This is a genomic window from Sporosarcina sp. SAFN-015 (genome assembly GCF_059415085.1).
This window is the reverse complement of record NZ_JBPFDR010000008.1, coordinates 78,077-99,142: the sequence shown is the minus strand read 5'-3', so window position 1 is coordinate 99,142 and position 21,066 is coordinate 78,077. Positions and strand designations below refer to the sequence as shown.

General features: G+C 39.5%; 27 protein-coding genes and 1 pseudogene. 3 read left to right on the top strand and 25 right to left on the bottom strand.

Annotated features, from left to right (window positions below):
- Window positions 1-3 precede the first annotated feature (3 nt).
- The 23 genes and pseudogenes from ACR65H_RS14355 to ACR65H_RS14245 form a co-directional block, all read right to left on the bottom strand.
- The gene (locus tag ACR65H_RS14355; protein WP_440501256.1) at window positions 4-408 is read right to left on the bottom strand and encodes a VOC family protein; all 405 of its coding nucleotides are present in this window, start codon (window positions 406-408) and stop codon (window positions 4-6) included.
- A gap of 3 nt (window positions 409-411) precedes the next feature.
- Window positions 412-858: pseudogene (locus ACR65H_RS14350) on the bottom strand (ASCH domain-containing protein); the annotation flags it as partial.
- The gene (locus tag ACR65H_RS14345) at window positions 858-1,313 is read right to left on the bottom strand and encodes an SRPBCC family protein (protein ID WP_440501139.1); all 456 of its coding nucleotides are present in this window, start codon (window positions 1,311-1,313) and stop codon (window positions 858-860) included. The gene ACR65H_RS14345 and the pseudogene ACR65H_RS14350, both read right to left, overlap by 1 nt.
- A gap of 56 nt (window positions 1,314-1,369) precedes the next feature.
- Window positions 1,370-2,500, bottom strand: coding sequence for a DNA polymerase III subunit beta (gene dnaN, locus ACR65H_RS14340; RefSeq protein ID WP_440501137.1), 1,131 nt, complete (start codon window positions 2,498-2,500; stop codon window positions 1,370-1,372).
- Between the two features lie 24 nt (window positions 2,501-2,524).
- The gene (locus ACR65H_RS14335) at window positions 2,525-3,085 is read right to left on the bottom strand and encodes a nucleotidyltransferase family protein (protein WP_440501135.1); all 561 of its coding nucleotides are present in this window, start codon (window positions 3,083-3,085) and stop codon (window positions 2,525-2,527) included.
- A complete protein-coding gene (locus ACR65H_RS14330) occupies window positions 3,082-3,975 on the bottom strand; it encodes a GNAT family N-acetyltransferase (protein WP_440501133.1) in 894 nt (297 codons plus the stop codon). Before ACR65H_RS14330 ends, ACR65H_RS14335 begins: the two co-directional genes overlap by 4 nt.
- Window positions 3,976-3,986: 11 nt before the next feature.
- On the bottom strand, window positions 3,987-4,865 hold the full coding sequence (locus ACR65H_RS14325) for a hypothetical protein (protein WP_440501131.1): 879 nt from the start codon (window positions 4,863-4,865) through the stop codon (window positions 3,987-3,989).
- Window positions 4,846-5,148 carry a DUF2087 domain-containing protein gene (locus ACR65H_RS14320; protein ID WP_440501129.1) on the bottom strand — a complete coding sequence of 101 codons (303 nt, stop codon included), beginning with the start codon at window positions 5,146-5,148 and terminating at the stop codon, window positions 4,846-4,848. Before ACR65H_RS14320 ends, ACR65H_RS14325 begins: the two co-directional genes overlap by 20 nt.
- 54 nt (window positions 5,149-5,202) lie before the next feature.
- Window positions 5,203-5,685 (bottom strand): tetratricopeptide repeat protein, encoded by a 483-nt coding sequence (locus ACR65H_RS14315; protein ID WP_440501127.1) that lies wholly within the window; start codon window positions 5,683-5,685, stop codon window positions 5,203-5,205.
- A gap of 12 nt (window positions 5,686-5,697) precedes the next feature.
- Window positions 5,698-6,066, bottom strand: coding sequence for a hypothetical protein (locus tag ACR65H_RS14310; RefSeq protein ID WP_440501126.1), 369 nt, complete (start codon window positions 6,064-6,066; stop codon window positions 5,698-5,700).
- A 3-nt stretch (window positions 6,067-6,069) separates the two neighbouring features.
- Entirely contained in the window at window positions 6,070-6,624 is a 555-nt protein-coding gene (locus ACR65H_RS14305) for a ribonuclease FAU-1 family protein (protein WP_440501124.1), read from the bottom strand.
- 35 nt (window positions 6,625-6,659) lie between these two features.
- Window positions 6,660-7,220: an NUDIX hydrolase gene (locus tag ACR65H_RS14300; RefSeq protein ID WP_440501123.1), complete on the bottom strand. Its 561-nt coding sequence runs from the start codon at window positions 7,218-7,220 to the stop codon at window positions 6,660-6,662.
- A gap of 14 nt (window positions 7,221-7,234) precedes the next feature.
- Entirely contained in the window at window positions 7,235-7,999 is a 765-nt protein-coding gene (locus tag ACR65H_RS14295; RefSeq protein ID WP_440501122.1) for an alpha/beta fold hydrolase, read from the bottom strand.
- Window positions 8,000-8,012: 13 nt separating this feature from the next.
- Window positions 8,013-8,462 carry a GNAT family N-acetyltransferase gene (locus tag ACR65H_RS14290; protein WP_440501120.1) on the bottom strand — a complete coding sequence of 150 codons (450 nt, stop codon included), beginning with the start codon at window positions 8,460-8,462 and terminating at the stop codon, window positions 8,013-8,015.
- A gap of 122 nt (window positions 8,463-8,584) precedes the next feature.
- Complete coding sequence (locus ACR65H_RS14285; RefSeq protein WP_440501119.1) at window positions 8,585-9,235, bottom strand: SIMPL domain-containing protein; 651 nt, start codon at window positions 9,233-9,235, stop codon at window positions 8,585-8,587.
- 142 nt (window positions 9,236-9,377) lie between these two features.
- Complete coding sequence (locus ACR65H_RS14280) at window positions 9,378-10,100, bottom strand: amino acid ABC transporter ATP-binding protein (protein ID WP_440501118.1); 723 nt, start codon at window positions 10,098-10,100, stop codon at window positions 9,378-9,380.
- The gene (locus ACR65H_RS14275; protein WP_440501117.1) at window positions 10,097-10,840 is read right to left on the bottom strand and encodes an amino acid ABC transporter permease; all 744 of its coding nucleotides are present in this window, start codon (window positions 10,838-10,840) and stop codon (window positions 10,097-10,099) included. The genes ACR65H_RS14280 and ACR65H_RS14275 overlap by 4 nt, the downstream gene beginning before the upstream one ends.
- Window positions 10,841-10,882: 42 nt before the next feature.
- Entirely contained in the window at window positions 10,883-11,680 is a 798-nt protein-coding gene (locus ACR65H_RS14270; RefSeq protein ID WP_440501116.1) for a basic amino acid ABC transporter substrate-binding protein, read from the bottom strand.
- Window positions 11,681-11,848: 168 nt separating this feature from the next.
- On the bottom strand, window positions 11,849-12,778 hold the full coding sequence (cyoE, locus tag ACR65H_RS14265) for a heme o synthase (RefSeq protein ID WP_440501115.1): 930 nt from the start codon (window positions 12,776-12,778) through the stop codon (window positions 11,849-11,851).
- Window positions 12,779-12,952: 174 nt separating this feature from the next.
- The gene (locus ACR65H_RS14260; protein WP_440501113.1) at window positions 12,953-13,186 is read right to left on the bottom strand and encodes a hypothetical protein; all 234 of its coding nucleotides are present in this window, start codon (window positions 13,184-13,186) and stop codon (window positions 12,953-12,955) included.
- Window positions 13,187-13,313: 127 nt separating this feature from the next.
- Window positions 13,314-14,015, bottom strand: coding sequence for a hypothetical protein (locus ACR65H_RS14255; protein WP_440501111.1), 702 nt, complete (start codon window positions 14,013-14,015; stop codon window positions 13,314-13,316).
- A gap of 14 nt (window positions 14,016-14,029) precedes the next feature.
- Window positions 14,030-15,223, bottom strand: coding sequence for a hypothetical protein (locus tag ACR65H_RS14250; RefSeq protein WP_440501110.1), 1,194 nt, complete (start codon window positions 15,221-15,223; stop codon window positions 14,030-14,032).
- Window positions 15,224-15,250: 27 nt separating this feature from the next.
- The gene (locus ACR65H_RS14245) at window positions 15,251-16,489 is read right to left on the bottom strand and encodes a hypothetical protein (RefSeq protein ID WP_440501108.1); all 1,239 of its coding nucleotides are present in this window, start codon (window positions 16,487-16,489) and stop codon (window positions 15,251-15,253) included.
- A 245-nt stretch (window positions 16,490-16,734) separates the two neighbouring features.
- On the opposite strand from ACR65H_RS14245, the gene ACR65H_RS14240 reads away from it, so the two are divergent.
- Window positions 16,735-17,157 (top strand): YusW family protein, encoded by a 423-nt coding sequence (locus ACR65H_RS14240; protein ID WP_440501107.1) that lies wholly within the window; start codon window positions 16,735-16,737, stop codon window positions 17,155-17,157.
- A gap of 125 nt (window positions 17,158-17,282) precedes the next feature.
- On the top strand, window positions 17,283-18,119 hold the full coding sequence (ypfJ, locus tag ACR65H_RS14235; protein WP_440501105.1) for a KPN_02809 family neutral zinc metallopeptidase: 837 nt from the start codon (window positions 17,283-17,285) through the stop codon (window positions 18,117-18,119).
- 180 nt (window positions 18,120-18,299) lie between these two features.
- On the opposite strand, the gene ACR65H_RS14230 is transcribed toward ypfJ, so the two are convergent.
- The gene (locus ACR65H_RS14230; RefSeq protein WP_440501104.1) at window positions 18,300-19,211 is read right to left on the bottom strand and encodes a methyl-accepting chemotaxis protein; all 912 of its coding nucleotides are present in this window, start codon (window positions 19,209-19,211) and stop codon (window positions 18,300-18,302) included.
- A 169-nt stretch (window positions 19,212-19,380) separates the two neighbouring features.
- Here ACR65H_RS14230 and ACR65H_RS14225 point away from each other — a divergent pair, with 169 nt between their 5' ends.
- Window positions 19,381-20,190, top strand: coding sequence for a DUF2935 domain-containing protein (locus ACR65H_RS14225; RefSeq protein ID WP_440501103.1), 810 nt, complete (start codon window positions 19,381-19,383; stop codon window positions 20,188-20,190).
- 7 nt (window positions 20,191-20,197) lie between these two features.
- Here ACR65H_RS14225 and nadX read toward each other — a convergent pair whose 3' ends face one another.
- Window positions 20,198-21,049, bottom strand: a complete 852-nt coding sequence (gene nadX, locus ACR65H_RS14220; RefSeq protein WP_440501102.1) for an aspartate dehydrogenase — start codon at window positions 21,047-21,049, stop codon at window positions 20,198-20,200.
- Window positions 21,050-21,066 lie beyond the last annotated feature (17 nt).

Sequence of the window (21,066 nt, the reverse complement as noted above, 5' to 3'; positions counted from 1 at the left end):
TTATCATTCTCTTTTAAATGTAGGACTCAATTCACTCCACACATCAAATCGATTTCCGTCGACATCTGAAAACACAAAATTGATTCCTGCATGCCCTCGGTTCTCAATCTCTCCCACCTGCACTTCACGTTCCTTTAAACTTTCACGAAGCAACTTTAAAGCCTCTTTCCCATCGACTTCAAAAGTTAGTGAAAAGCGCTCATTCCCATAAGCGTCTATAAAGTTGGTAGTCTCTTTTTCTTTCGATTTAACGAGAAAGAAACTTTGATCGGCCAAATCCAAAATTGCCTTGTCTTCGTCCTTATAATTCAATTGTGCATCCAATTTTTCAACATACCATTTAGCAGCTAGGTCAACATTAGATACAGGAATATACGTAGTACCAACCCTTAGTAATCTATTATTCATATGCTCCACCTTCCTTTTCACATCAACTAATTCAAATCGTTCGCAGACAAGCAGTAAATCTTCACTGAACTCCAACCCAACTTTGCCAAGCTCCCGCTTGAAATAACGTTCATGGATCTCTTTCCAATTCCGATAAGATCCATCACCTTCTGCCAAAGCAAACTCTTCCGTCACTTCATTCATCGGTATAATGGATACATCCACCGTTTTAATGATTGCAACCGGCTCTTCCAAACTATTTAGAATGATACTGTACTCCTCAACTACCGGGACTGGTTGATTTTCCAATTCATATAATACAAGCGCCGAACAAGTCGCCGTCTTCCGTCCGTCGATGACCGCCTGAGCCAGCTCATCTACAGCTTCGCCAAACATCCATGCACTGACAATTGTAGGACGTTCTTTATCTCCCCAAAATTGATTCCAATATTCCTTTGCAGCCTGATTCATTAGTTCTCCTCCCCATTTTCAGCAACTTTTTTCACTCGCTTTACAAAATCGACAACGACTTTGTCAGTGGCAAATAGTAAAAATAAATTTACGAACCATTTCAGCGGTTTATTTGTAGTCGTATAAATAAATCTAGTTCTTCCTTCATCAATCTTATCAAGTTCATAACCAGCTGTTATCTCGAACATACCACTGAGTGTAAACCCGACTTTCATCTTTTTTTCATTCGGAGAATTCAAATAGTCGAGTGTTTCAACCTCATACTCCATGACTCGCTTGCCTTCTCTATATTTCTGTAAATATATACTTCCCACCATTCCTTCTTTAATGGTAATGGGCTCATTTGAGACGACTTGCGGCATGATCTTTTGCATGTTCTCTAAAGTTCCATCTAAATACTTCCAAACTTGTTCAATTGGTGCATCAATCTCAATTTCCTTTGTCCACTGCTTCACTAATAATTCCCCTATTCTCGGATACTATTTAACCGTACTTAAAGTCCTATAATGTACTATGTTCGTAGCGGTGAAATCAATTGCACGTATGAGTTGTCATTTTTCGGACAAATGACGGCTGGCTTCATCATTCCACCAAAACTGATTGTCACTTGTTCTTCCTGTATCCCTTTTAATGCTTCTAATAAAAAACGCCCATCAAAAGTCATATCCATAGCAGGATTACCATTCACCTTACTTATTCTTTGGTGTTCTTCGATCGTTCCAATTCCTACAGAGTTTGTTGTAATTTTTAAAATGCTATTGTCAATCACTGCCAAGTGAACATTGTTATGCTTCCATTCTTCGGAGAAAACGCAAGCCCGGTCAATCCCCGATATTAATTCTTTCGTATCCATCGTAATTTCCGTCACAAAACCCTCCGGAATTAATGATCCTGTGTTTGGATAATTCCCTTCAATTAATACGGAATACAGGTTTGTATTCTCTGTGGAAAATACGATCATATTAGGCCCAATCGATATTTGTACTGTAGCAAAGCTGGATTCTTTCAATAGTAGAAGTTCGGTTAAGCTTTTATTTGGAACAACGATAGAATGGGATGCTTCAGTAAAATTGATTTCTATCTCTTTTCGCGATAAACGGTGGGAGTCAGTTGCAATACAAGTAAGTTTATTGTTGCCAAACTCCATCTTCACACCTGTCAACACTGGCTTAGCGTCACTTTTAGAAACTGCAAATATCGTTTGCTTGATCACTTCTTTTAATGAATTGAAATTGAGCTTAACGGAATGAAGAATTTCGATCTTCGGCAATTGCGGATAATCCGCTGCATGTAAACCATTCATTCTCGTTACAATATCACCAGATTTGATAAGGACAGACTGCAAATTGTCAGATGAAATCTCAATGTCATCAGGCAATTTTTTTAGGAGATTCATAAAATGCTTTGACAATACAACAACACTGCCGGTTTCATGAACCTCAACGACTGTTTCCTCATTTATTTGTATAGGGATTGTCTTTTCAATGAATAACTCTGAATTACCGCCAGTTAGAACGATTCCTTCACGGTTTGCTTCAATTTTAATCCCAGAAAGGATTGGTAGCAGACTTTTAGTTGAGCATATTTTATATAATTCCGAAACGATTGCTGTAAATAATGTGTTCTTTATAATAAATTTCATGGATATATTCCCCTTAGTACTATTTCAGTTATCAATCTCAACTTTATGCCATACCGACTTCCAATTCTTCTTGCTAATGCGTTGATAATAATATTTCATTCGCTCTTCTGTTTCCCTGAAGTAAGGCGTAGGTCTTATGTGGAAGCTGACGGCGTCTTCTATTCCATGCGGAGCAGTCAACACTACCTTTCCGTCTTCCAGTTTCACGCCTAATGCAGTAGCTGTTTCAGGAAATTTGGCTATTGCTTCAGTGGATGACGAATAGGGAAGATCATTGTTCACAGTATGCATTCTAGCTTGATTTTTTACAGACCAAGGAATTGCAGGCAAATGTCGCTTTAATATATTTTCATAATTTTTTTCAATTTCTTCATCTATGTTGGATGGATCAAAATAAATCACATCGATATCCGGTAAAGGTGTTCTTTCATTAAACTCATGTAGCACATCCCAAATTTTTGATCGTACGAAACCCGCGCATACCCACCAATCAGGCAAATTCAAAGACTGTGCACTCCGTAAAATATCCATCATCCACTTATCTTCAGAAACCAAGCGGATGACATCCTCCTCATCATAAATCATAATACGACTGCCTTTTTTTCGATCCTTACATGAATCAATTCATGCTTTACTTTAAATCCAGCAGCTAGATAAAGTCTTATAGCTTTCTCATTTCCATTATCAACACATAAAGAAATTTCTTTAATATCCTCATAAGCGAACAATTTGTCCAACGCAAAAGTTAACAGCTTTTTGCCAATCCCTTGTCTGCGAAATCGATCCGAAACAGCAATGTATTCGATCGAGCCTTCACCATGTTGAGGATCAGCTTCGATATAGACATAACCAGTCAATTGTTCATCACTTGCAGTGATAAACAATTGATTTTCTTCACTTAGTCGTCCGAAAATTGTTTGTGCACTGAAATAAGTTGATGGAAAAGCTTGTTCATGCAATTCTACAAAGTCATCTTTATAAGCAGAATTGTATTCTTTTACTCCTCCCTCAACGATTTTCTCCCATTCACTCTTCTTGGCAGCTAGAACTGTATGACGCCCTTGTGATTTCCCCCCATGTGAAATGGAGAATTGTTTTGCATATTCGTTTTCACAGTTGAGGAAAAAGTTATACCGATCCACTCGCGAGGCTGATAATGCAGTTACTTTCTCCCAAAGTTCATTAACAAGATCTGTATGAATAAGTTCATCATTCACAAAGGGTCCCCATACTTCTGCGCTTCTTTCTTCTAAAACGATGTCTAGTCCGATGGCACCTATAATTTCTTCTTTCTCATAAGCGACCATGAAGGAATTCGCCAAATCTAAGTCTGAAAAATCGCTTGTAAGCGTGTCGAATATCTCTTCTATTGCTTCTCCGCAATAGCCGATATGTTGGCTCGTCTCTGTATTCATTTTCGCAAGATAAGTGGCCAAATCTTTTGTCCTTCTTGGTGATTCTATTACGAAAGTCATCCTTTATTTCCTCATTTCATATAAGCATATAATGTTTCTGCAACTTCGTACTCAGCAAAATTATAGATTTGAAGCGAAAATGGACAAGTAGAATCCACTTCTTTTTCAATGAATGAGATGTTGTGTATTTTAGCATCTTCTAATTGTTTATATATCAATTTATCCAAATCACTGATTTGTGAAAGGTCATCAACACCTAGCCAACCCAATTCCCAACTTTTCTTATCAGTTTCATACATTAAACTAAAAGCATTAATTTCTATCCCGTCGACTAAGACATAGCTATGTTCTTCCAACAATCCATCCATTGCAGCATGCCTCCAGCTCTCAATCGGCAAATTCGCAACAGGGTTGTCGGTATGTGTTTCTGTATACGTTTTTTTACATAACTGAATAAAACTATTCATTATTGCTTCATTTGTTCGTATCTCGCTGATTGATAAAATTCGTTCATCCTGCACAGATTCACCTTTGGGCAATATAGGCCCGATATGTATTATCTCCGTTTTTCTAATCATCCTGAATTGATTTCGGGTTAATATATCTTTTACTTGATAAAATCTGTCGTCCAGCAAGAAAAATAAAGGCTGCTCATATTTATTTTCCAGCTCAGTAATCAATGATTGAAGTACCTGTTCATCGACTCCATCCAGGTTATAAGCAAGTTGGACATAAATACAATTTGGATGCCAAGAAGATTTATGTGTTGAAGCAGCGGCAAGTTTTTGAGCTGCAATTTGGACAGTAAATATATCTTTGTGCAATTTGGCGGAAATGCTACTGTGGAATCGTTCCTTCAAATCACGATTCTCCCAGAATACTTTGTCGATGAAATTGCTTAGTTTGCTTAATTCATCCTTATCACTTTTATCAAACTTCCTTATTATCAATCCAATACTCCTTCCCATCATCACTGCGATACATAAAACCATAGTCGATGAAAAAACGTCGAATGGTCGCAAAATCAGGATGAATTTCTTTGAGAATAGCGTTTATCTCTTTTTCCAAATACACTTTTCCAACTTCAAATCGCTTAATTATTTCTTGGGCAATGATATACTTCCTTTTGTCTTTGCTTGGAAACGTATCTAGCGGACCATCTAACCCTTTTCTAAAGTAACTTTTTAGCACTTTCTCTCTTTCTATTTCTGTAACTTGAAATTTTTCTACCATCTCTATCATTCCTTTGTATTTTTCATAGTGATCACTTAATATGTTCCTACACTCCTACCATGTCATGTCCAGCTTGTCCGCATAGAAAGTAATGGCTCTCCCATAAGATTTGATATCCGGATCGTTTGAAGTTTGCACTAGGCAAGTGAGGAGAATCTCCATCGCCTTTACGTGTTCTCCGACGTTATAGAGTGTCATAGCATAGAACGTTTTCAGAACATTGTTTTCTGGAAAGCGCGAAAGGCCGTTTTCAAAGACAGCCTGCGACTTTTGATAGCTTCCCAAAGTTCGGTATGTACTGCCGAGTCCAATAATTGCACCTAACGTATCTTCTTCGTTCAATCCTAATTGAAGAGCTTTTTCATAGTAGGGAACGGCTTGCACTTCCTTTCCCAAAACGTCAAAACTCCATGCACATTGGTAATTAATTTCGGCATTTTCCGGATCATTTTTTGCCAATTCCTTTAGAATTTCATTCGATTCAGTAAGTTTTCCTTCACTTCTCAATAAAATGGCTTTGTTAAGATTCACCTTCATTCATTCCCTTTCTTACCCTTCAAGCATTGCTAAATAAGGAATTTCCTCACCATCCACAACTGCAATAAGGACCGGAGTATTTGTTTCATATATAACAGTCCCGACAGGAAGCTTATTTGCATTTCCATCTCGGTATCCAAAAGCTTTCTTTTTCTGTTTTTTTATCTCTACTATTTGCTCACCTATTGTATAATCCAATTCAAGTACCCATTTAACTCCTTCAACATTTGAATAAACAATTCCTTCGCACATAAAAATATCGGCCTTGTCATTAGATAGAAAATCCTTCGGTGTTGGATTCCCCTTGTAGGCCTCTTGGATGCTGGAGCAACCAGCTAGACTAAGAAATACAAAAGTGGCTATGAGCAAAAGTCGTTTCAATGCTTAGCCCTCCAATGCTTTGCTTTTAGAAATATCATCGAAATGAACTTTTGATATTTCAAGAAGCGCGAAGCTGTTTTTGGCTATCATTGTTTTAATGCGATCAAACTCTGTCCACGCAAGTGCAAACTCATCGTCTGATATGATTCGACTGTTGTGCGCAGCTTCTAATTCGTCAATATCTTTCTCTATTATTTCCCCACTAGGCAGCACGATCAGATCTAAAAACAAATCATCCATCCATGGTCCATTTATTGAACAATAGCTATTCTCTCTGCAAATATCGATATACCATTGGACAATTTGACCGGTTGAATTAAACACCGTTGTCACAGAAAAATGCTTTCCATCGGGGAAATGCTGCAGCCAGCTATATCCCTTATCTGCGATGCAAACTGCCCTTCCCATATATGTTTTGTAAAGAGGCGCAGCTACATCATTCATTTCAAGCAGGGTTACATATCCTTTGAATTGTGGTGTGGAAATATATGTTTCTGCATACCCCCTATCCACTATCCGCTTCCAATCATATCGACTTCCGTATTTGCGTTTTAGCATCTCTGCTTCACTCTCCGTTCTGCATCGGCCTTGCGTTATAATTCTGAATCTCTTCTATTTCGAATAAATTCTATTGCTAAATGATAAGCAGTGACCGTAAACAACTGAGTGATTTCCTTGTTTCGAATCATTTCCTCCATGCTAGCAAAAGGTAAATGTTTTACTTCCAGAACTTCCGTCTCATCCAACTCTTGTTCATGTATACGTTTTGCACCAGTCATTAAAAAAGTGATTACTTTATTCGTTTGGGTGGCTGGATTGACCATGAACTCCCCTAAATGAATCAGCTTTTGCTCCGAAACATAGCCAGTTTCTTCACGTACTTCACGTCGAATCGCCTCTTCATACGATTCGCCTTTCTCTACTTTCCCTGCCGGAATTTCAAGATAATAATCGTTTCCTGGATGGCGATACTGCTCTACAAGAATGATTTCACCATCTTCCGTCAATACGATTGCGTTCACCCAGTCCGCATACTCATTTACGTAGTAATCTTCAATAACTGTTCCATCGGACATTTGACAAGTATCTCTCCTCAAATTGCCAAATGGTGATTTATACTTGTATTCACTGTTCAACAATTTCCATGTACCCAACTGCTTTCCCTCCATTACAGCCTATGTACTTTTTGATGTAAGACCCAATCTTCCAACACTTGATTGAATAAATCCGATTTAGCAACTGGAAAACCGTGTCCGATACTAGGGACGAATAAAAATTCAAAATGTTCGTTCGTCTCGACAATCTTCCGAACGGATTTTTTCACAAGCCCTTTCTCTTTTTCACCAGCAGTCACTAAAACACGGGCAGTGCTTTTCGAACAGTTTTCCGGAAGTGAGTACGCCATATTTTCTTTGAGAACATTAATTAGTGCGTCGGCATTCATTTTCAAGCTTTCTTCATAATATTTATTGAAATACGCGCCATCCATATATAGTTGTTTCGCTTGAGCTTTGGCGAATGTCTTATTTTTAATAAGTGGAAATGTCATCTTTATTGTCAGGGGAATGAAGGGGATCATGTACTTCATCGGAATGACTACCGCACTGTTGATGACTGCAGTTTTTATTAAATTTGGTGCCAGACTCACGATTTCCAAACAGATTTGAGCGCCAATTGAAAAACCGATAATATGTACGTCTTTCTCCTCTTTCTTCTGCTCAATCAACTCCATAATTTCTAGCGCATTTTCATGGATAGAGAAGGAGGTTTCATTATTCCTGTTCCCATGCCCTTGCAGTGTAGGAACTAAGCAATGATACTCACTGAAATACGTAATTTGCTTATCCCACATCCATCCGCCAACGCCGCCCCCGTGAATGAACACGAGGAGCGGTCCTTCTTTATTGCCAAATTCCATATAATCTTTATGCAACTTGATTCCCCCCTTAACTGAACCGTAAAATATGTGTCGTTTCAGAAGCAGAATCATCAAATGAAAAGCCGCCTGCGCGATAAAAAGCATCCGCCTTCGCTGAATCTGTTCGGACAGTAATTTCTTTGAAGTGCTGCTTAGCGTGTTCAATGATCGTTTGCAACAATAATGTCCCGACCCCTTCTCGTCTGACAGCTTCAAGTACATAAAACCTTCGCAAACGTCCTACATCAGCTTCTTGTGAAAACGGTGATTGATTGATGCCGCCGATCGCCACTACGGAATCTTCTTCATTTTTGACACAAAACAATACTTCGCCTGGCTTATTGAACGTATTGGTGCCATCCTCAAATTCATTCACAAGCCGTGTGACGAAGCGATAACCCTCCTGTTCACTTTCTTGTACGAGTTCTTCGATATCCAATTCCCGTAAATCGTTTACCTTCTCGACGATGTATTTCATTTGCTCTCCCCCTCAATTTAATGTCTATAATATACATTCAACAATGCATTTCAAAAAACCTGCCATTTCCTAATTTTCGAGAGAATTAAAAAAGCCAGTTCGTTGCGGAACGTGGCTACTGCTTAATATTCATATTGCACCCTCATTGTCGAGCGGACGCTAATTTGCCCGCCTTCGATCGGTGTTGATACACTTTCTGACATAGCTGCTTTGAAAAATGGAGTAGACTGACTACCATTTTCGACTTCAGTGACTCTTACAGGTTGTGGTGCAATTTGGAGTTGTAAAGTGTCGGCAATAGTTTGGGCTTTCATCTGAGCATTTTGTAAAGCCTTGACTATAGATTCCTGCTTATACCGATCAACATTTTCAACTGAGAATTGTATATTGGAAACCCGATTCGCTCCATGCTCTACCGCCGTATCGATTACTTCCCCTACTTGCTGAATATTAGTAAGTTTAACCGAGATGGAATTCGAAACTTCATATCCTTTAAATATTTGTTCCCCATTCACATAATCGTATCTCGGAAATATTGAGTAATTTACGGTTTGAATATTTTCTAGTTGAATGCCCAATTGATCTAATGCTTGAATGATGTTAGTCATGATTGCTGCGTTTTCCCGTTGAGCTTCGCTAAGTTGTTCACTCGTCGTGTTTACTTCCAATTGATTTACAGCTGTGTCTGGCAAGGCTAAAACCTCCCCTTGACCGACGACGGTAATCGATCGGGCACTTTGTCGGACTTGTTGTCGGATATATGGGTAATACACATTATCCCTCCTTGCTTTTTTATCATCATATGCCAGACCAGTTGTAATAATTATTATAGGAACTTCGCTTTGAGCACTTAAGATCAAATTAAAAGGGCGTCACAGAAAGTTGTTTAGACTTTCTGGACACCCCCTCTGTGACTTATAAAATCTTACTAAAAAAAGCCTTTGTTCTCTCGTTCTTCGGATTTGAAAAGATTTCATCAGGCGTCCCTTCCTCTACTAATAACCCTTGGTCCAGGAACAATACCCGATCTCCCATTTCCTTCGCAAACCCCATTTCATGAGTAACAACGACCATCGTCATGCCTTCCATGGCCAACTGTTTCATGACATCCAATACTTCCTTCACCATTTCCGGATCCAATGCAGACGTCGGTTCATCAAATAACATGACTTTCGGCTTCATTGCAAGCGCTCTTGCGATAGCAACCCTTTGCATTTGTCCACCGGATAGTTGTTCAGGGTAAGCATTCGCCTTATCGGACAGACCTACTTTCTCAAGAAGCTGCATTGCCAATGCTTTTGCGTCTTGTTCATTCATTTTCCGAATTTTAATAGGTGAAATTGTAATATTATCAATGACTCGCATATGAGGAAACAGGTTGAATTGCTGGAAGACCATTCCAACTTCCCGCCGAATATCATTAATATTCGTTTTGGAATCATTAATTTTCACGCCATCTATAAACACTTCGCCCGCAGTAATTTCTTCAAGGAGGTTGAGGCATCTTAAAAATGTACTTTTCCCCGATCCACTCGGACCAATTACACAGATGACCTCCTTCTCCTTTATGTCGTAATCAATACCCTTTAGCACATCTAATTTTCCGAACGATTTGTGCAAATTTCTTACTTTTATCATCGCAATCCCCCTCCCGGTTCCGAACGTCGCATTGAAAAAACAGACCTTCTTGAGGACGGGACATAACTATTGCTGAACCTTTTTTCGATATAATTAATAAGCTTCCCACAGATAAATGTCAAAATGAGATAAAGGACGGCGACCGTTAAATATGGCTCCCAAAATCTTGAATATGCACCCGCGACCACTTTCCCAGCATACAGTAGATCGCTCGCAGCAATGACTGTGACGAGCGAAGAATCCTTCAACAATGCAATCAATTCATTGCCGAGCGGTGGAATCATCCGTCTGAATGCTTGCGGAAGGATGATCAATTTCATGGCAGTTTTATGCGGCATCCCGAGAGAACGCGCAGCTTCCATCTGTCCTTTATCGAGCGATTGAATTCCAGCACGGATAATTTCTGCGTTATAGGCGGCACTGTTGAGCATAAGTGCTAGCGATCCCGATACAAAAAATCCTAATGAATGCCCAAACATACTAGGGATCAATGCGGTATGAATCAATAATATTTGCACGAGTAATGGAGTTCCTCGAAAAAAATCTACATACATTTTCGCAGGAATATGGATCCACTTCCGCTTCGATAGTTTGCCCATTCCAACGATCAGCCCTAATATGAATCCTCCTATATATCCTACCGCTGTCAATCCGAGGGTTACCCAAATCCCACGAATAAACAGTTCCCGATAGCTCCATATATTTTCAAACATTTCAATTCGTAAACCTAAAAACTCCATGAACATCACCTCCAAGATGTGTATAGATGTTGCTTATAAAGATCACTCCACATCAAAGCCGGTGATTTCTTTCAACTTTCCATTTTCCTTAATCTTTTCTATTCCTTCATTTAACATATCTAGTACTTCCTGATTCCCTTTCTTCACCATCAACCCATAATATTCTTTTTCAAAACTGTCATCTTCAATTGTCTTCACTTTCACATTAGGGTTATTTGCTTTGTAATCAATGATTACTGCGTTATCACCAACAGAAGCATCCGCATTACCGTTGATCATTTCAGTAATAGCAAGAGGCATTGTCTCTGCGGCTACAATTTTCGAGTTTGTCTTCCCTAATAAATCAGCTACAACAATATGTCCTGTCGTATTGATTTGGACAGAAACACGCTTATCAGCCAAATCTTCGAATGACTCGACATCCGAATCTTCAGGTACAAGAATCAATTGATTCGCTATAAAATAAGGATCGGAGAAATCATATGATTGCTCCCTCTCCGGAGTAATTGTAATTGAAGAAACTGCGAAATCAACTTCCCCATTATCGACCGCCGGGAATAACGGCTCCCAACCATAATTTTTATATTCCACTTCGAAACCTGCAGCTTCCGCGATTGCATTTACGATATCAATATCAATACCAATAATATTCCCCTTTTCATCCATATACTCCATTGGCGCATATGTCGCGTCCGTGCCGACAATCAATTTTCGTTTTCCGCTTGTCTCATCGCCGCCAGATCCGCTCGTTTTTGTAGAACCTGTTCCGCATCCGATTAGAACAATGGATGTGCACACCAATGCGATGCCAACCAAGAAACGTTTTACTGATTTCTCCATTTGGACTCCCCCTTATTTTCTACTAATTTACAGAATTGATTGATACTTTAATTGATTATATACGAAAACGCTTTCATTCACAACTGAATATTTTCAATTAACAGTCAAGGGCGAAACTTCAATTATTCAAAACAAAAAACTGCTCCGTCGACAACGGAGCAGTTTTTATTAAAAGATCGGCAACGTAACAGCTACCATCAGTAAAAATAAAATAGCTATATAATTGACAGAGTAGATGAACATAACATATGCCCATCTGTCATCGTTTTTCGTAAAGAATCCACGAATGGAGACAATCAAGAATCCAATATTCAATATCGTAGCAAGAACGATGAATAGCATTCCGAGTGATCCTAAGTAAAATGGCAACGGAAGCAAACATGCGATGTAGACGAACATTTGGCGCTTTGTCACCTTGAAACCATGAACGACCGGCAACATCGCTACATTGGCCGCCTTGTATTCATCGTACTTCCTCATCGCGATTGCAAATGTATGCGGCATCTGCCAAATGAATAAAATGATAAAAAGCATGATTGGAACGATATGCCATGTTGGTGCAATTGCAGCCCAGCCGATCATCGGGGTTACCGCACCTGAAACACTTCCGATAACCGTATTCAATGTATATTTACGTTTCGTCCACATTGTGTACATGATGACATATGTGAACCAACCGATGAATGCGTAAATCGCTGCCTCCATCGTTGTAAATAACAGCATGATCATCCCTAATGCCGAAAGGGAAATACCGATCCCTAATACAGTCTTTAAAGGAATGTTACCAGTTACAGTCGGACGCTTTTGAGTCCTTTTCATAACCGTATCGATATCTACGTCGTACCAGTTATTCAGGACGAGCGCCCCACCCATCAGGATTGTGCTCCCAATAATCGTCAGCCAAAACAGTTTGCTGTTCGCAAATAAGGAGCCACCAGTAAAATGAAGGGCAAGCCAAAAGCCGACAAACACGGGCAATGCATTGGCAAGCAAAACCGGTCCCTTGAAAAGCGATTTCAAATCCGCTATCAACGTTCCTGAATTTTGATCTATGGTTGTGCTATTTTCAGTAAAAGTTATATCCATATCTTTCGTCATATCTATATACGCTCCTCAGAGGTATTTTGGCAAAGTTTCATCCCTTCCATCATATCATTTCATCCGTGATAATTTAAAGATTTACGGATTTTTCTTTAGAAATCCATTGGTTTCCCTTTAAGTTTGACACAATTTATTCAAAACTGAACTGGAAAATAAAAAATGGCTTCGGATTTACGAAGCCATTACACCTATAAATAACAGAAAAATGAATATGAAAATATACATTAATATAATAAGTGCAAAGATTCCACCCATCACAATCAAGTACGCCTTTGCAAATGTATTTCGCGGATCCTGCTTATCTGCTGCCCAAATAATGAGCATGACGAAGCCGACTATCGGCAAACAGACAAGGATTAATGTTAATATCCAATCTTTCAACGACATCTGTTTCTCAGTCTTCATATTTGTCACTCCCAAGCCATTTCTAATAAAGGTTACATTCTATCCTACCATAGTATATGTGACCAGATTGCAAGTTATATTAGATATAATGGAGAAACAGCTGATACACTTCAACCCGCCGTTTGATTCATTTCCCAGTCTGTTCAATCAAAGGTTCAAAATTAACTCTTGAAACTTTTGATACACGCACTTTCTGCCCTTCTTTCAACTGCACTTGACTTTGAGAGCCTGTCAATTCTCCCCCCAGCAATTCAAATAGTTGAGGGTCTTTTCCTTCTTCCAAAATCTGTACAAAGCCATACCCATAGGGGATGCTAATTGAATAGTTACCCGGCTTAATGTCCAACCCGACATCCCAAATTCCAGCTGTCAGCTCGGTGGAAAGCTCGGTCTTTACGGGTTGAATCGTTACTGTGTTATAGCCGCCGTCAAAAAAGATGGTGAACGTTGAATCGATGTCGGCAGTTAAGCTAGACACTCCAGCTTTGTCCCCTACGATTTCCCGTAAGAGCAAGTTGTCATCTTCGTCATATATATATATATTCCCAGATGGGTGACCCATCAATGCGTATCTTCCTGGCTCGATCGTCAGCTTTGCCCCTTTTTTTGTCGGCATCGGTCCATAAATTCTTTTTGCCTCTTTGTTGCTTCGATCTACGGTCGTGAAAATGGCCGAATGAACTGTTCCGATGATTTCATCTTTTGTCTCTCCGCTAATTTCGTAGTTGTCTGCATATGCGGTTATTCTATCTGATCTCGTTCCTTGTAAGTTGTGGCAACCGGATAAGATCAACGTACAAACGAACAATCCTGCTAATATCCTTTTCATCTTTTCTCAGCCTTTCAACTTGATTGTATTGGTGCTGTTTCTACTTTCCGAATATGCAATAGCTTATTTCTTCCATATAGGATAGCGATGACAAGTATATTCAATACTACAAGCCAACTGTACGCATGCTTGAAATCAAGTTTTTCAATCCCGTATTCCATCGCTGCATCGCCGCTCAGCACTTCGCTAATATCAATGAACTTTATTGGATATAGCCAATTCGTCTCTACTCCTGCAACTAATAGAAGTTGCGGAGAAAACAATATAAATAAGATAATGACAATTGCCGCGTACAAGTTTTTTGTTACAAGATTAAGTAGTAGGAAGGTGAACAAAAGTAATAGGGCAATTAATCCGAACGCCACTAACATGTAAAACAAATAGCGCAGCATAGATACTGCAATATAATTAGCGTCCTGATAAATAAGGATTGGAGTCCTAAAATCTCCCCACCCCGCTTTTCTCGCTACATAATAGCCCCCTATCAATATACTTGCACTAAGGAAGAACATGATTTGGACGAAATGGACGCTTACTTTACTAAATGCTTTTTGCATGGACGTAATTGGAAACCCTTGCATTACGGAAGGATGATGTTGATCATTTACAAGCATGCTGCTTCCTGCAAATAATACGAGCAAGCAAAACATGATTCCGCTAATAATGCTCAATGCAGCCGGTATGTAATTACTAGCTTTAAAAGAATTCTGGATGAGGGGAAGTTCATGCTCTTTGTGATAATGGAAAAGCGCATTTTCTTTTAGTATTTCATCAACTGGAACAATATACTCACGCTGAATTCCTTTGTTGCCTCGTCGATGCAACTCTAGACGCAATTCATTTAACTGAAGTCCTGCATCAAAAAACTTTTGAAAGTTAGGTCCCGCACTAAAAAAACCACGAGAAATTCCCTGTTCTTCATTTCGTAAGTAAAGCCTTTGCATATTAATCAGTGAAGATTGTTCAATCAGATTCTCACGAATTTCTTTTCCTTCTTCTGTTTGCCAAACAGAACCCGGAAATTTATCTAAAATCTTAGGAAAGTTCTCTGCTTCCTCATTCTTCTCTTCCCTTATGTCTATTAAATCCAATTGACTATAATGTGAATAATAAAGCGGGAAAAACAGGACTAGGGCAAGACCTAACAACCAATTTTTCTTATTTAGTACTAATAATCTTAATTCGAATAATAAATACTTCCAGAACATAATTGGATCTTTCCTCCTTCCCATTTTTTAGTTTGCCAAATAAAAATGGCGTTTATTAATGAAAAGTGAAACGATATACAAGACAATTTCAATGATGACGTACGTAATGACTAGGACGAGGATTCCTTTTGTATAAGTAATCGTTTCCGTGTTCAATAGAAAATTCTTTTCCCCATCGATAATTTTTCCAAAATCAAAATATGTTTGTGGAAACAGGCTAATATCCTTACCAAACAATTCTTTTGTATAACGTGATACATAAAGGCGTTCAGAGAACAAGATCAAACTGCTGATGAATAGAACAATCCATTCATTTTTAAAAAGCAAGCTTAAAACAACATTCAACCGTACGAATAGGATGACTAATAGCGGAAGGACAACGAGTGTCTTCCCTAAATAGGCTGCCAAGGAAATGACACTATAGTCTTCGGCTGTAAACGTTTTTTGCTGAATCATGATGGGAATTGACAAATCGAAATGACCGAACCCGAACTGAATCGTCATAATGAGTACACCGACAGTGATCACGCTACAAATGAATACAATTGAATAAAGAAATGCTGACAATGATTTCAAATTCAATTGACGATACCAAGATAATGGCAGGCCTTGGAGGACGGTTTGATGTTTTCTGTCCCTTGATAAAATGTCACTGCTCACATAAATTACGCAAAATATAAGGAAGTAAACCCCATAGTTTTGTAGAAAATTTTGCAATGTTTGCAACCCTGTTTTTTCATACATCAACCCAAATGTGATAGGGTGATCCTTTTTAAGATAATCCTCATATTTCATCATCGTTTGCAGATAAGCATGCTCTCGATCTTTGCTAGGAAATGGCGCGGTCTGGAATAAAAACCGATCTTCCATATACTCGTCCGGATTGCCTTGCAAATAGATTGTCCTTAGTTTGAGCAAGCGCTCATAGTTTCGATCTTCAAAAGACTGCAGCATACCGGAAAACAAATCGTAATTATAGTCATTTGTCGCATAAACAGGTGAACCTACCTGACGATCATAGGAATAGCTATGCCAAGGGTAAACAAGGCCGGTATTACCGATACTCTTCCATAGTTTTTGCTGGTCTTCCAAGTACGCTAAATAAGCTTCCGTTTCCTTTTGATTAAACGCTTCCTTCGTATCCGCAAACGGCCATAATAGTAAACAATAGCTAAATAATAAAACCGTGATGAAAAAAACAAATGGAATCGTACGTCTGCTTTTTGCTGAAATTAAAAATTCATGCTTTAAATAATATCGATTCATCCCAGCTTCCCCTTTAATTTATCGTTATTTTTATTTATTTCAAAATAATATATTATATTTCACTATATACATATTATTGTAATATTTCAATAGCATGTGGCTATTAGAAATCTTATAGCCAGTAAGCAAGTCTGACGTAGTAGATTGCTTAATCTCTTTTAACTGGATTTTATATACGTTCGTATATATGAACAGATTACCGGCTATGTTAGAAATAGTTGAAGCGAAAGGATGAATGGTCGGATATGAAGAAGTGGATTTCTTTCTTTATCTTCTGTTGTTTCATGATATTGAGTGGATGTAGTAACCAAAATCTTGTTCCGAAATCCGAAGCGAGCAATGTTGTCGATACATATGGCATCACTTCATTTTCCGTAACGATTGATACAAATGAAATGCAAGAGGCATTGAATGCAAGCTTTACGGAGAAAAAGGAAAGATCAGAGGCGGAATATACGAATCAGAAAGAAGAGATAACGCTACATGGTAAAAAGGCTTTGAAAAAAATAATGGAAGCGTTCGAAAAAATGGAACCTGACCCAGAAGCCGAGGAAACGGAATTAATAAAAAATGCCGCAGAAGCATTTGGATTTAAAGAGTATAAGATGATTCGGTTGGAAGTAAAATTCAAAGGATATGACAGTAAAGAAATCATGTTCTCCAAATAACGATGGATATCGAATTCCGACCGGATTTCGATATCTTTTTTATATTGCGGCTAGATATCCATAAAAAAGGGTAAAGCATACGTAAGTTACTCAGATTCATTGACGTTTTCAAGGAGGCAATTTATATGGAATGGAAAGGTAGAAGAGGCAGCAGCAATGTGGAAGATCGGAGAGGTATGGGAGGAAAAACGCTCGTTGGCGGAGGTATTGGCGGCATTGTCATGCTCCTCATCGTCATGTTTCTCGGTGGAGATCCGAGTGATATGCTCTCCAATCTGACAGCGTCTCCTGGAAATACAGAATACGTAGAGACAGAACAGGATAAAGAATTAGCTGAATTCGTTTCAGTCGTTTTAGCGGATACTGAAGATGTTTGGACAGAAGTTTTCGAGAAGGAAGGAATGGAATATCGTGAACCGATTCTCGTACTTTATTCGGGAAGTGTCCAATCAGCATGCGGGATGGCTGGCTCAGCGGTCGGTCCGTTTTATTGTCCCGCCGACGAAAAATTATATATCGATTTAGGTTTTTACGATGAATTGCAAACACAGTTCAAGGCACCCGGCGATTTCGCGATGGCATATGTCATTGCGCACGAAGTCGGCCACCACGTTCAAAAACTATTGGGTATTAGCGACGAAATGGCGAGAATACGAAGCCAAGTGAGTGAAGAGGAATATAATAAATACTCTGTACGACTCGAATTGCAAGCTGATTACCTTGCAGGAGTATGGGCGCACCATGCGCAAGGAATGGGTGTCTTGGAAGAAGGCGACTTGGATGAAGCGCTGAACGCAGCTAGTGCAGTCGGTGATGATACGATTCAGAAAAGGGCACGCGGGTATGTCGTACCTGAAAGTTTCACTCACGGCACTTCCAAACAACGTAAGAGTTGGTTTTATAGGGGCTTTGAAGCAGGGAATCTTGAAGAAGGAGATACATTTGGCGCTGGGAATCTTTGATCGTAGAACCGAGAGTGAAATAATGGAGCCCTTGTGCGATTTATTGAGCCCTTATTGAAATAATGGAGCCCTTGTGTGATTTATTGAGCCCTTGTTGAAATAATGGAGCCCTTGTAAAACAAAACAGGTAGAAGGAGAGAATGCTTTTGAAGTGCACTCCCCTTCCACCTGTTTTATATTTTATACAATACTTGATACTTTCTTCGATTGGCTGTCCAACTCGGATGCTGATGAAGCGATGGCTAAAAAATCTTCCATTGCCACTTCAATCCTCTGCTGGCATCGATCCACGTTTTCTTGAGCCAAGGTTGTCCCTTTGGAAATGTTTTTAATTTCCGTCGTAATTGCTTCGACTCCTTCACGTACTTCCACAATTGATTTTTCAACATTCGCGGATAATTTACGTACCTCTTTTGCGACGACGTCAAATCCCCTTCCATGCTCGCCTGCACGCGCCGCTTCAATTGCCGCGTTCAAAGCGAGCAAATTCGTCTGAGCCGCAATTTCTCTAATTGTTTTCACGATATGCTGGATGCTTTCGGCATGCAATTGCAGATTACCCAGCGTATTCGTATTCTCATGAGAAATTGCCGCGATATCTTCGATGATCACTAACAATTCCTTGCTTCGTTCCATTCCAATATCGGCACGTTCGGTTAATCCTTCCGCCATCTGCCTCAACTCTTCAACAACAGAGGTAATGGAATTTTGCCGTTTCGTAATATTCGAAGCAACTTTAGAAATGCTAATGACCTTTCTTCCATCGTGACTGAAAACCGGCATATAGGTCGCTTCCAACCATACTTTTTCGCCGTTTTTATCTTTCATTTCAATTTTCCCATGTTGGCTGATGCCCCGCAGAAGCTCTCGCCAAAACTTGTCATACTCAACACTTTTCACATATTCATCAAAACAAATGTCGTCATGACGAATTCCGATCATTTCATCTTTCGTATATCCCATTGCATTCGCAAAAATGTCATTCACATAAGCAATTTTATGATCCAAATCATATCGGATAATCGCAAGATTCTTCTCAAGAGCTTTCACGACATGATCATCCGTTACTTGTTCAATTACCTGTTTCACCATTTCATTCCCCTCCTACTTCCTTCATACGAACTGACTTTTCACTATTGTCCGGAATATCTGAACCTACTACTATTTAACCATAGTCGGGGATGAAGTGGAATACCTTGGATATTGTTATAATTCCATTTTTTCTCATAGAATGATAAGTAGGTAACTAGGAGGTGAAGTTTTGGAACATTCATTTCAGAAACAAGCTTTGAATGAACTGCAATTCTGGCTTCAAATTTTAGGCGATCATAGCCGCTTTATCCACGACTCGCTAGCTCCCGGCCAAACTAAATTTATCAACACCGCCTCAGCATTCATAGATCTTTTCGATACATTATTGAATCGTTCAAAACAATCAATGAACGAAACTGAATTGGTGTCCTTGGCCGGTCTCGCCAAAACGGAAAGCGAAGCAATACGAGAATTGAAGCTGACGATTATAAAGGAACAATTAGTCGGCAACATTAAAATTTCCCTAACTCCTTCATTCATCAATCATATGGTCAATGAAGTAGATGAAGCGATTCGGGTTCTCTCGTACTTGGAAAAAGGAGAATCCCCTTCCATAGTCCACCCGCTTCACCATGACTTAATATGGCTGCTCGATGCTGCAGGTCATGCCGGTGCAATTGACGCAAATATGGACCGTGTTGAAAAGCAGCTGAAGAAAAAAAGCAGAAAGTTCATGAAAGATTGGGAAGCATTTTATTTGAAGGCTGTAGAAATGACCGGATTTTTGCGTACAAACGTAGCAAGATTTCCTGCCTTGGAAAAATTCCATAACGACGTCCACCTCGAGATGACCATCTTCAAAACATTCTTAGATGAACTCGAAGAAATGGGATTAAAAAAAGAGAATTTAGGAGCGCTCACTCCATTGATGGCCGACCATATGGCGCGCGAGGAGTGTTACTATTTATTGAAACTGGCAGAGACAGCCGGCACTCCTGATCCTAATTGCGATCCGGCAAAGGAACGAGTGCAAGGGTAATAGATTTCTATGAACCTACTACGACTGCATTGCTAATATTCGCTAGTGCCGTTAAAATGCTGGACCCTGTAATATGGCTCGTCTTCGGATTATCCGGAGACGGGTTGTTTTTGATTGTCATCTCAAATTCGCCGAAAGCTCCCTTTGCTGCCACATGATGAATATTTTGTGTGACGGCAGGATCGGCAATGATTCGTACACGAGTTTCTTCAACGCCAATGCCCGCAAGCGACAAGACGATTGCGACATTCGCATTTTTAGGGAATTGTTCAATCGCGTCACGGGCTGGTCCTTCAAACAACATTTGCTCCGCAGTAATCTTTTCCGCGGTTAATGAATGGGCAGGCTTTCTAGTAGTTAGTGTGACAGAATCGAGCCCGCCTGCTAGTTTAGCTGCCTTCAGAACATCCAATCCACCAATTGCCCCCGATGGCAAATAGATGCGGTTCCCACTATTTTGCGCAGCCTGTTTTAGTAGATTGCCAAAGTCGGGATCGGCGAACGCTCCAATGCTGATGATCATCAGATCTTTCTTAGCGATGGCATCAAGTGCATATTTTTTTACAGCTTCAATGTTCGAGCATTCGACTACGATATCGATATCAGTTTGCAAGAAGGAATCCAGGTCAAAGAATGCCTGACATCCGTATGTATCGGCGAACGCAGGAAGCTCAACTCTAGCTTTCTCTCGTTCATCCAGAATAGCGATGATTTTGATGTTGGGTAGAAGTTGCTCTTTGTTTATTTTTTGAAGGAGATAAGTGCCTAGGTTTCCTTTTCCGATTATGCCTATTTTGATTTGGATCAGTCCTTTCGCTTTTATGGTTAGTATACAGTAAAACCCCTTGGCTTTGGCCAAGGGGTTAAGTAAATAAT

What these genes read in the sequence shown, in the direction of transcription:
- ypfJ (WP_440501105.1), top strand. Translation starts at nt 17,283, where the DNA reads ATGGAATGGAAAGGTAGAAGAGGCAGCAGCAATGTGGAAGATCGGAGA.
- ACR65H_RS14240 (WP_440501107.1), top strand. Translation starts at nt 16,735, where the DNA reads ATGAAGAAGTGGATTTCTTTCTTTATCTTCTGTTGTTTCATGATATTG.
- ACR65H_RS14290 (WP_440501120.1), bottom strand. Translation starts at nt 8,462, where the DNA reads ATGAAATACATCGTCGAGAAGGTAAACGATTTACGGGAATTGGATATC.
- ACR65H_RS14335 (WP_440501135.1), bottom strand. Translation starts at nt 3,085, where the DNA reads ATGATTTATGATGAGGAGGATGTCATCCGCTTGGTTTCTGAAGATAAG.
- ACR65H_RS14355 (WP_440501256.1), bottom strand. Translation starts at nt 408, where the DNA reads ATGAATAATAGATTACTAAGGGTTGGTACTACGTATATTCCTGTATCT.
- ACR65H_RS14315 (WP_440501127.1), bottom strand. Translation starts at nt 5,685, where the DNA reads ATGAAGGTGAATCTTAACAAAGCCATTTTATTGAGAAGTGAAGGAAAA.
- cyoE (WP_440501115.1), bottom strand. Translation starts at nt 12,778, where the DNA reads ATGACGAAAGATATGGATATAACTTTTACTGAAAATAGCACAACCATA.
- ACR65H_RS14260 (WP_440501113.1), bottom strand. Translation starts at nt 13,186, where the DNA reads ATGAAGACTGAGAAACAGATGTCGTTGAAAGATTGGATATTAACATTA.
- ACR65H_RS14280 (WP_440501118.1), bottom strand. Translation starts at nt 10,100, where the DNA reads ATGATAAAAGTAAGAAATTTGCACAAATCGTTCGGAAAATTAGATGTG.
- ACR65H_RS14330 (WP_440501133.1), bottom strand. Translation starts at nt 3,975, where the DNA reads ATGACTTTCGTAATAGAATCACCAAGAAGGACAAAAGATTTGGCCACT.
- ACR65H_RS14275 (WP_440501117.1), bottom strand. Translation starts at nt 10,840, where the DNA reads ATGGAGTTTTTAGGTTTACGAATTGAAATGTTTGAAAATATATGGAGC.
- dnaN (WP_440501137.1), bottom strand. Translation starts at nt 2,500, where the DNA reads ATGAAATTTATTATAAAGAACACATTATTTACAGCAATCGTTTCGGAA.
- ACR65H_RS14230 (WP_440501104.1), bottom strand. Translation starts at nt 19,211, where the DNA reads ATGGTGAAACAGGTAATTGAACAAGTAACGGATGATCATGTCGTGAAA.
- ACR65H_RS14270 (WP_440501116.1), bottom strand. Translation starts at nt 11,680, where the DNA reads ATGGAGAAATCAGTAAAACGTTTCTTGGTTGGCATCGCATTGGTGTGC.
- ACR65H_RS14245 (WP_440501108.1), bottom strand. Translation starts at nt 16,489, where the DNA reads ATGAATCGATATTATTTAAAGCATGAATTTTTAATTTCAGCAAAAAGC.
- ACR65H_RS14320 (WP_440501129.1), bottom strand. Translation starts at nt 5,148, where the DNA reads ATGGTAGAAAAATTTCAAGTTACAGAAATAGAAAGAGAGAAAGTGCTA.
- ACR65H_RS14305 (WP_440501124.1), bottom strand. Translation starts at nt 6,624, where the DNA reads ATGCTAAAACGCAAATACGGAAGTCGATATGATTGGAAGCGGATAGTG.
- ACR65H_RS14250 (WP_440501110.1), bottom strand. Translation starts at nt 15,223, where the DNA reads ATGTTCTGGAAGTATTTATTATTCGAATTAAGATTATTAGTACTAAAT.
- ACR65H_RS14255 (WP_440501111.1), bottom strand. Translation starts at nt 14,015, where the DNA reads ATGAAAAGGATATTAGCAGGATTGTTCGTTTGTACGTTGATCTTATCC.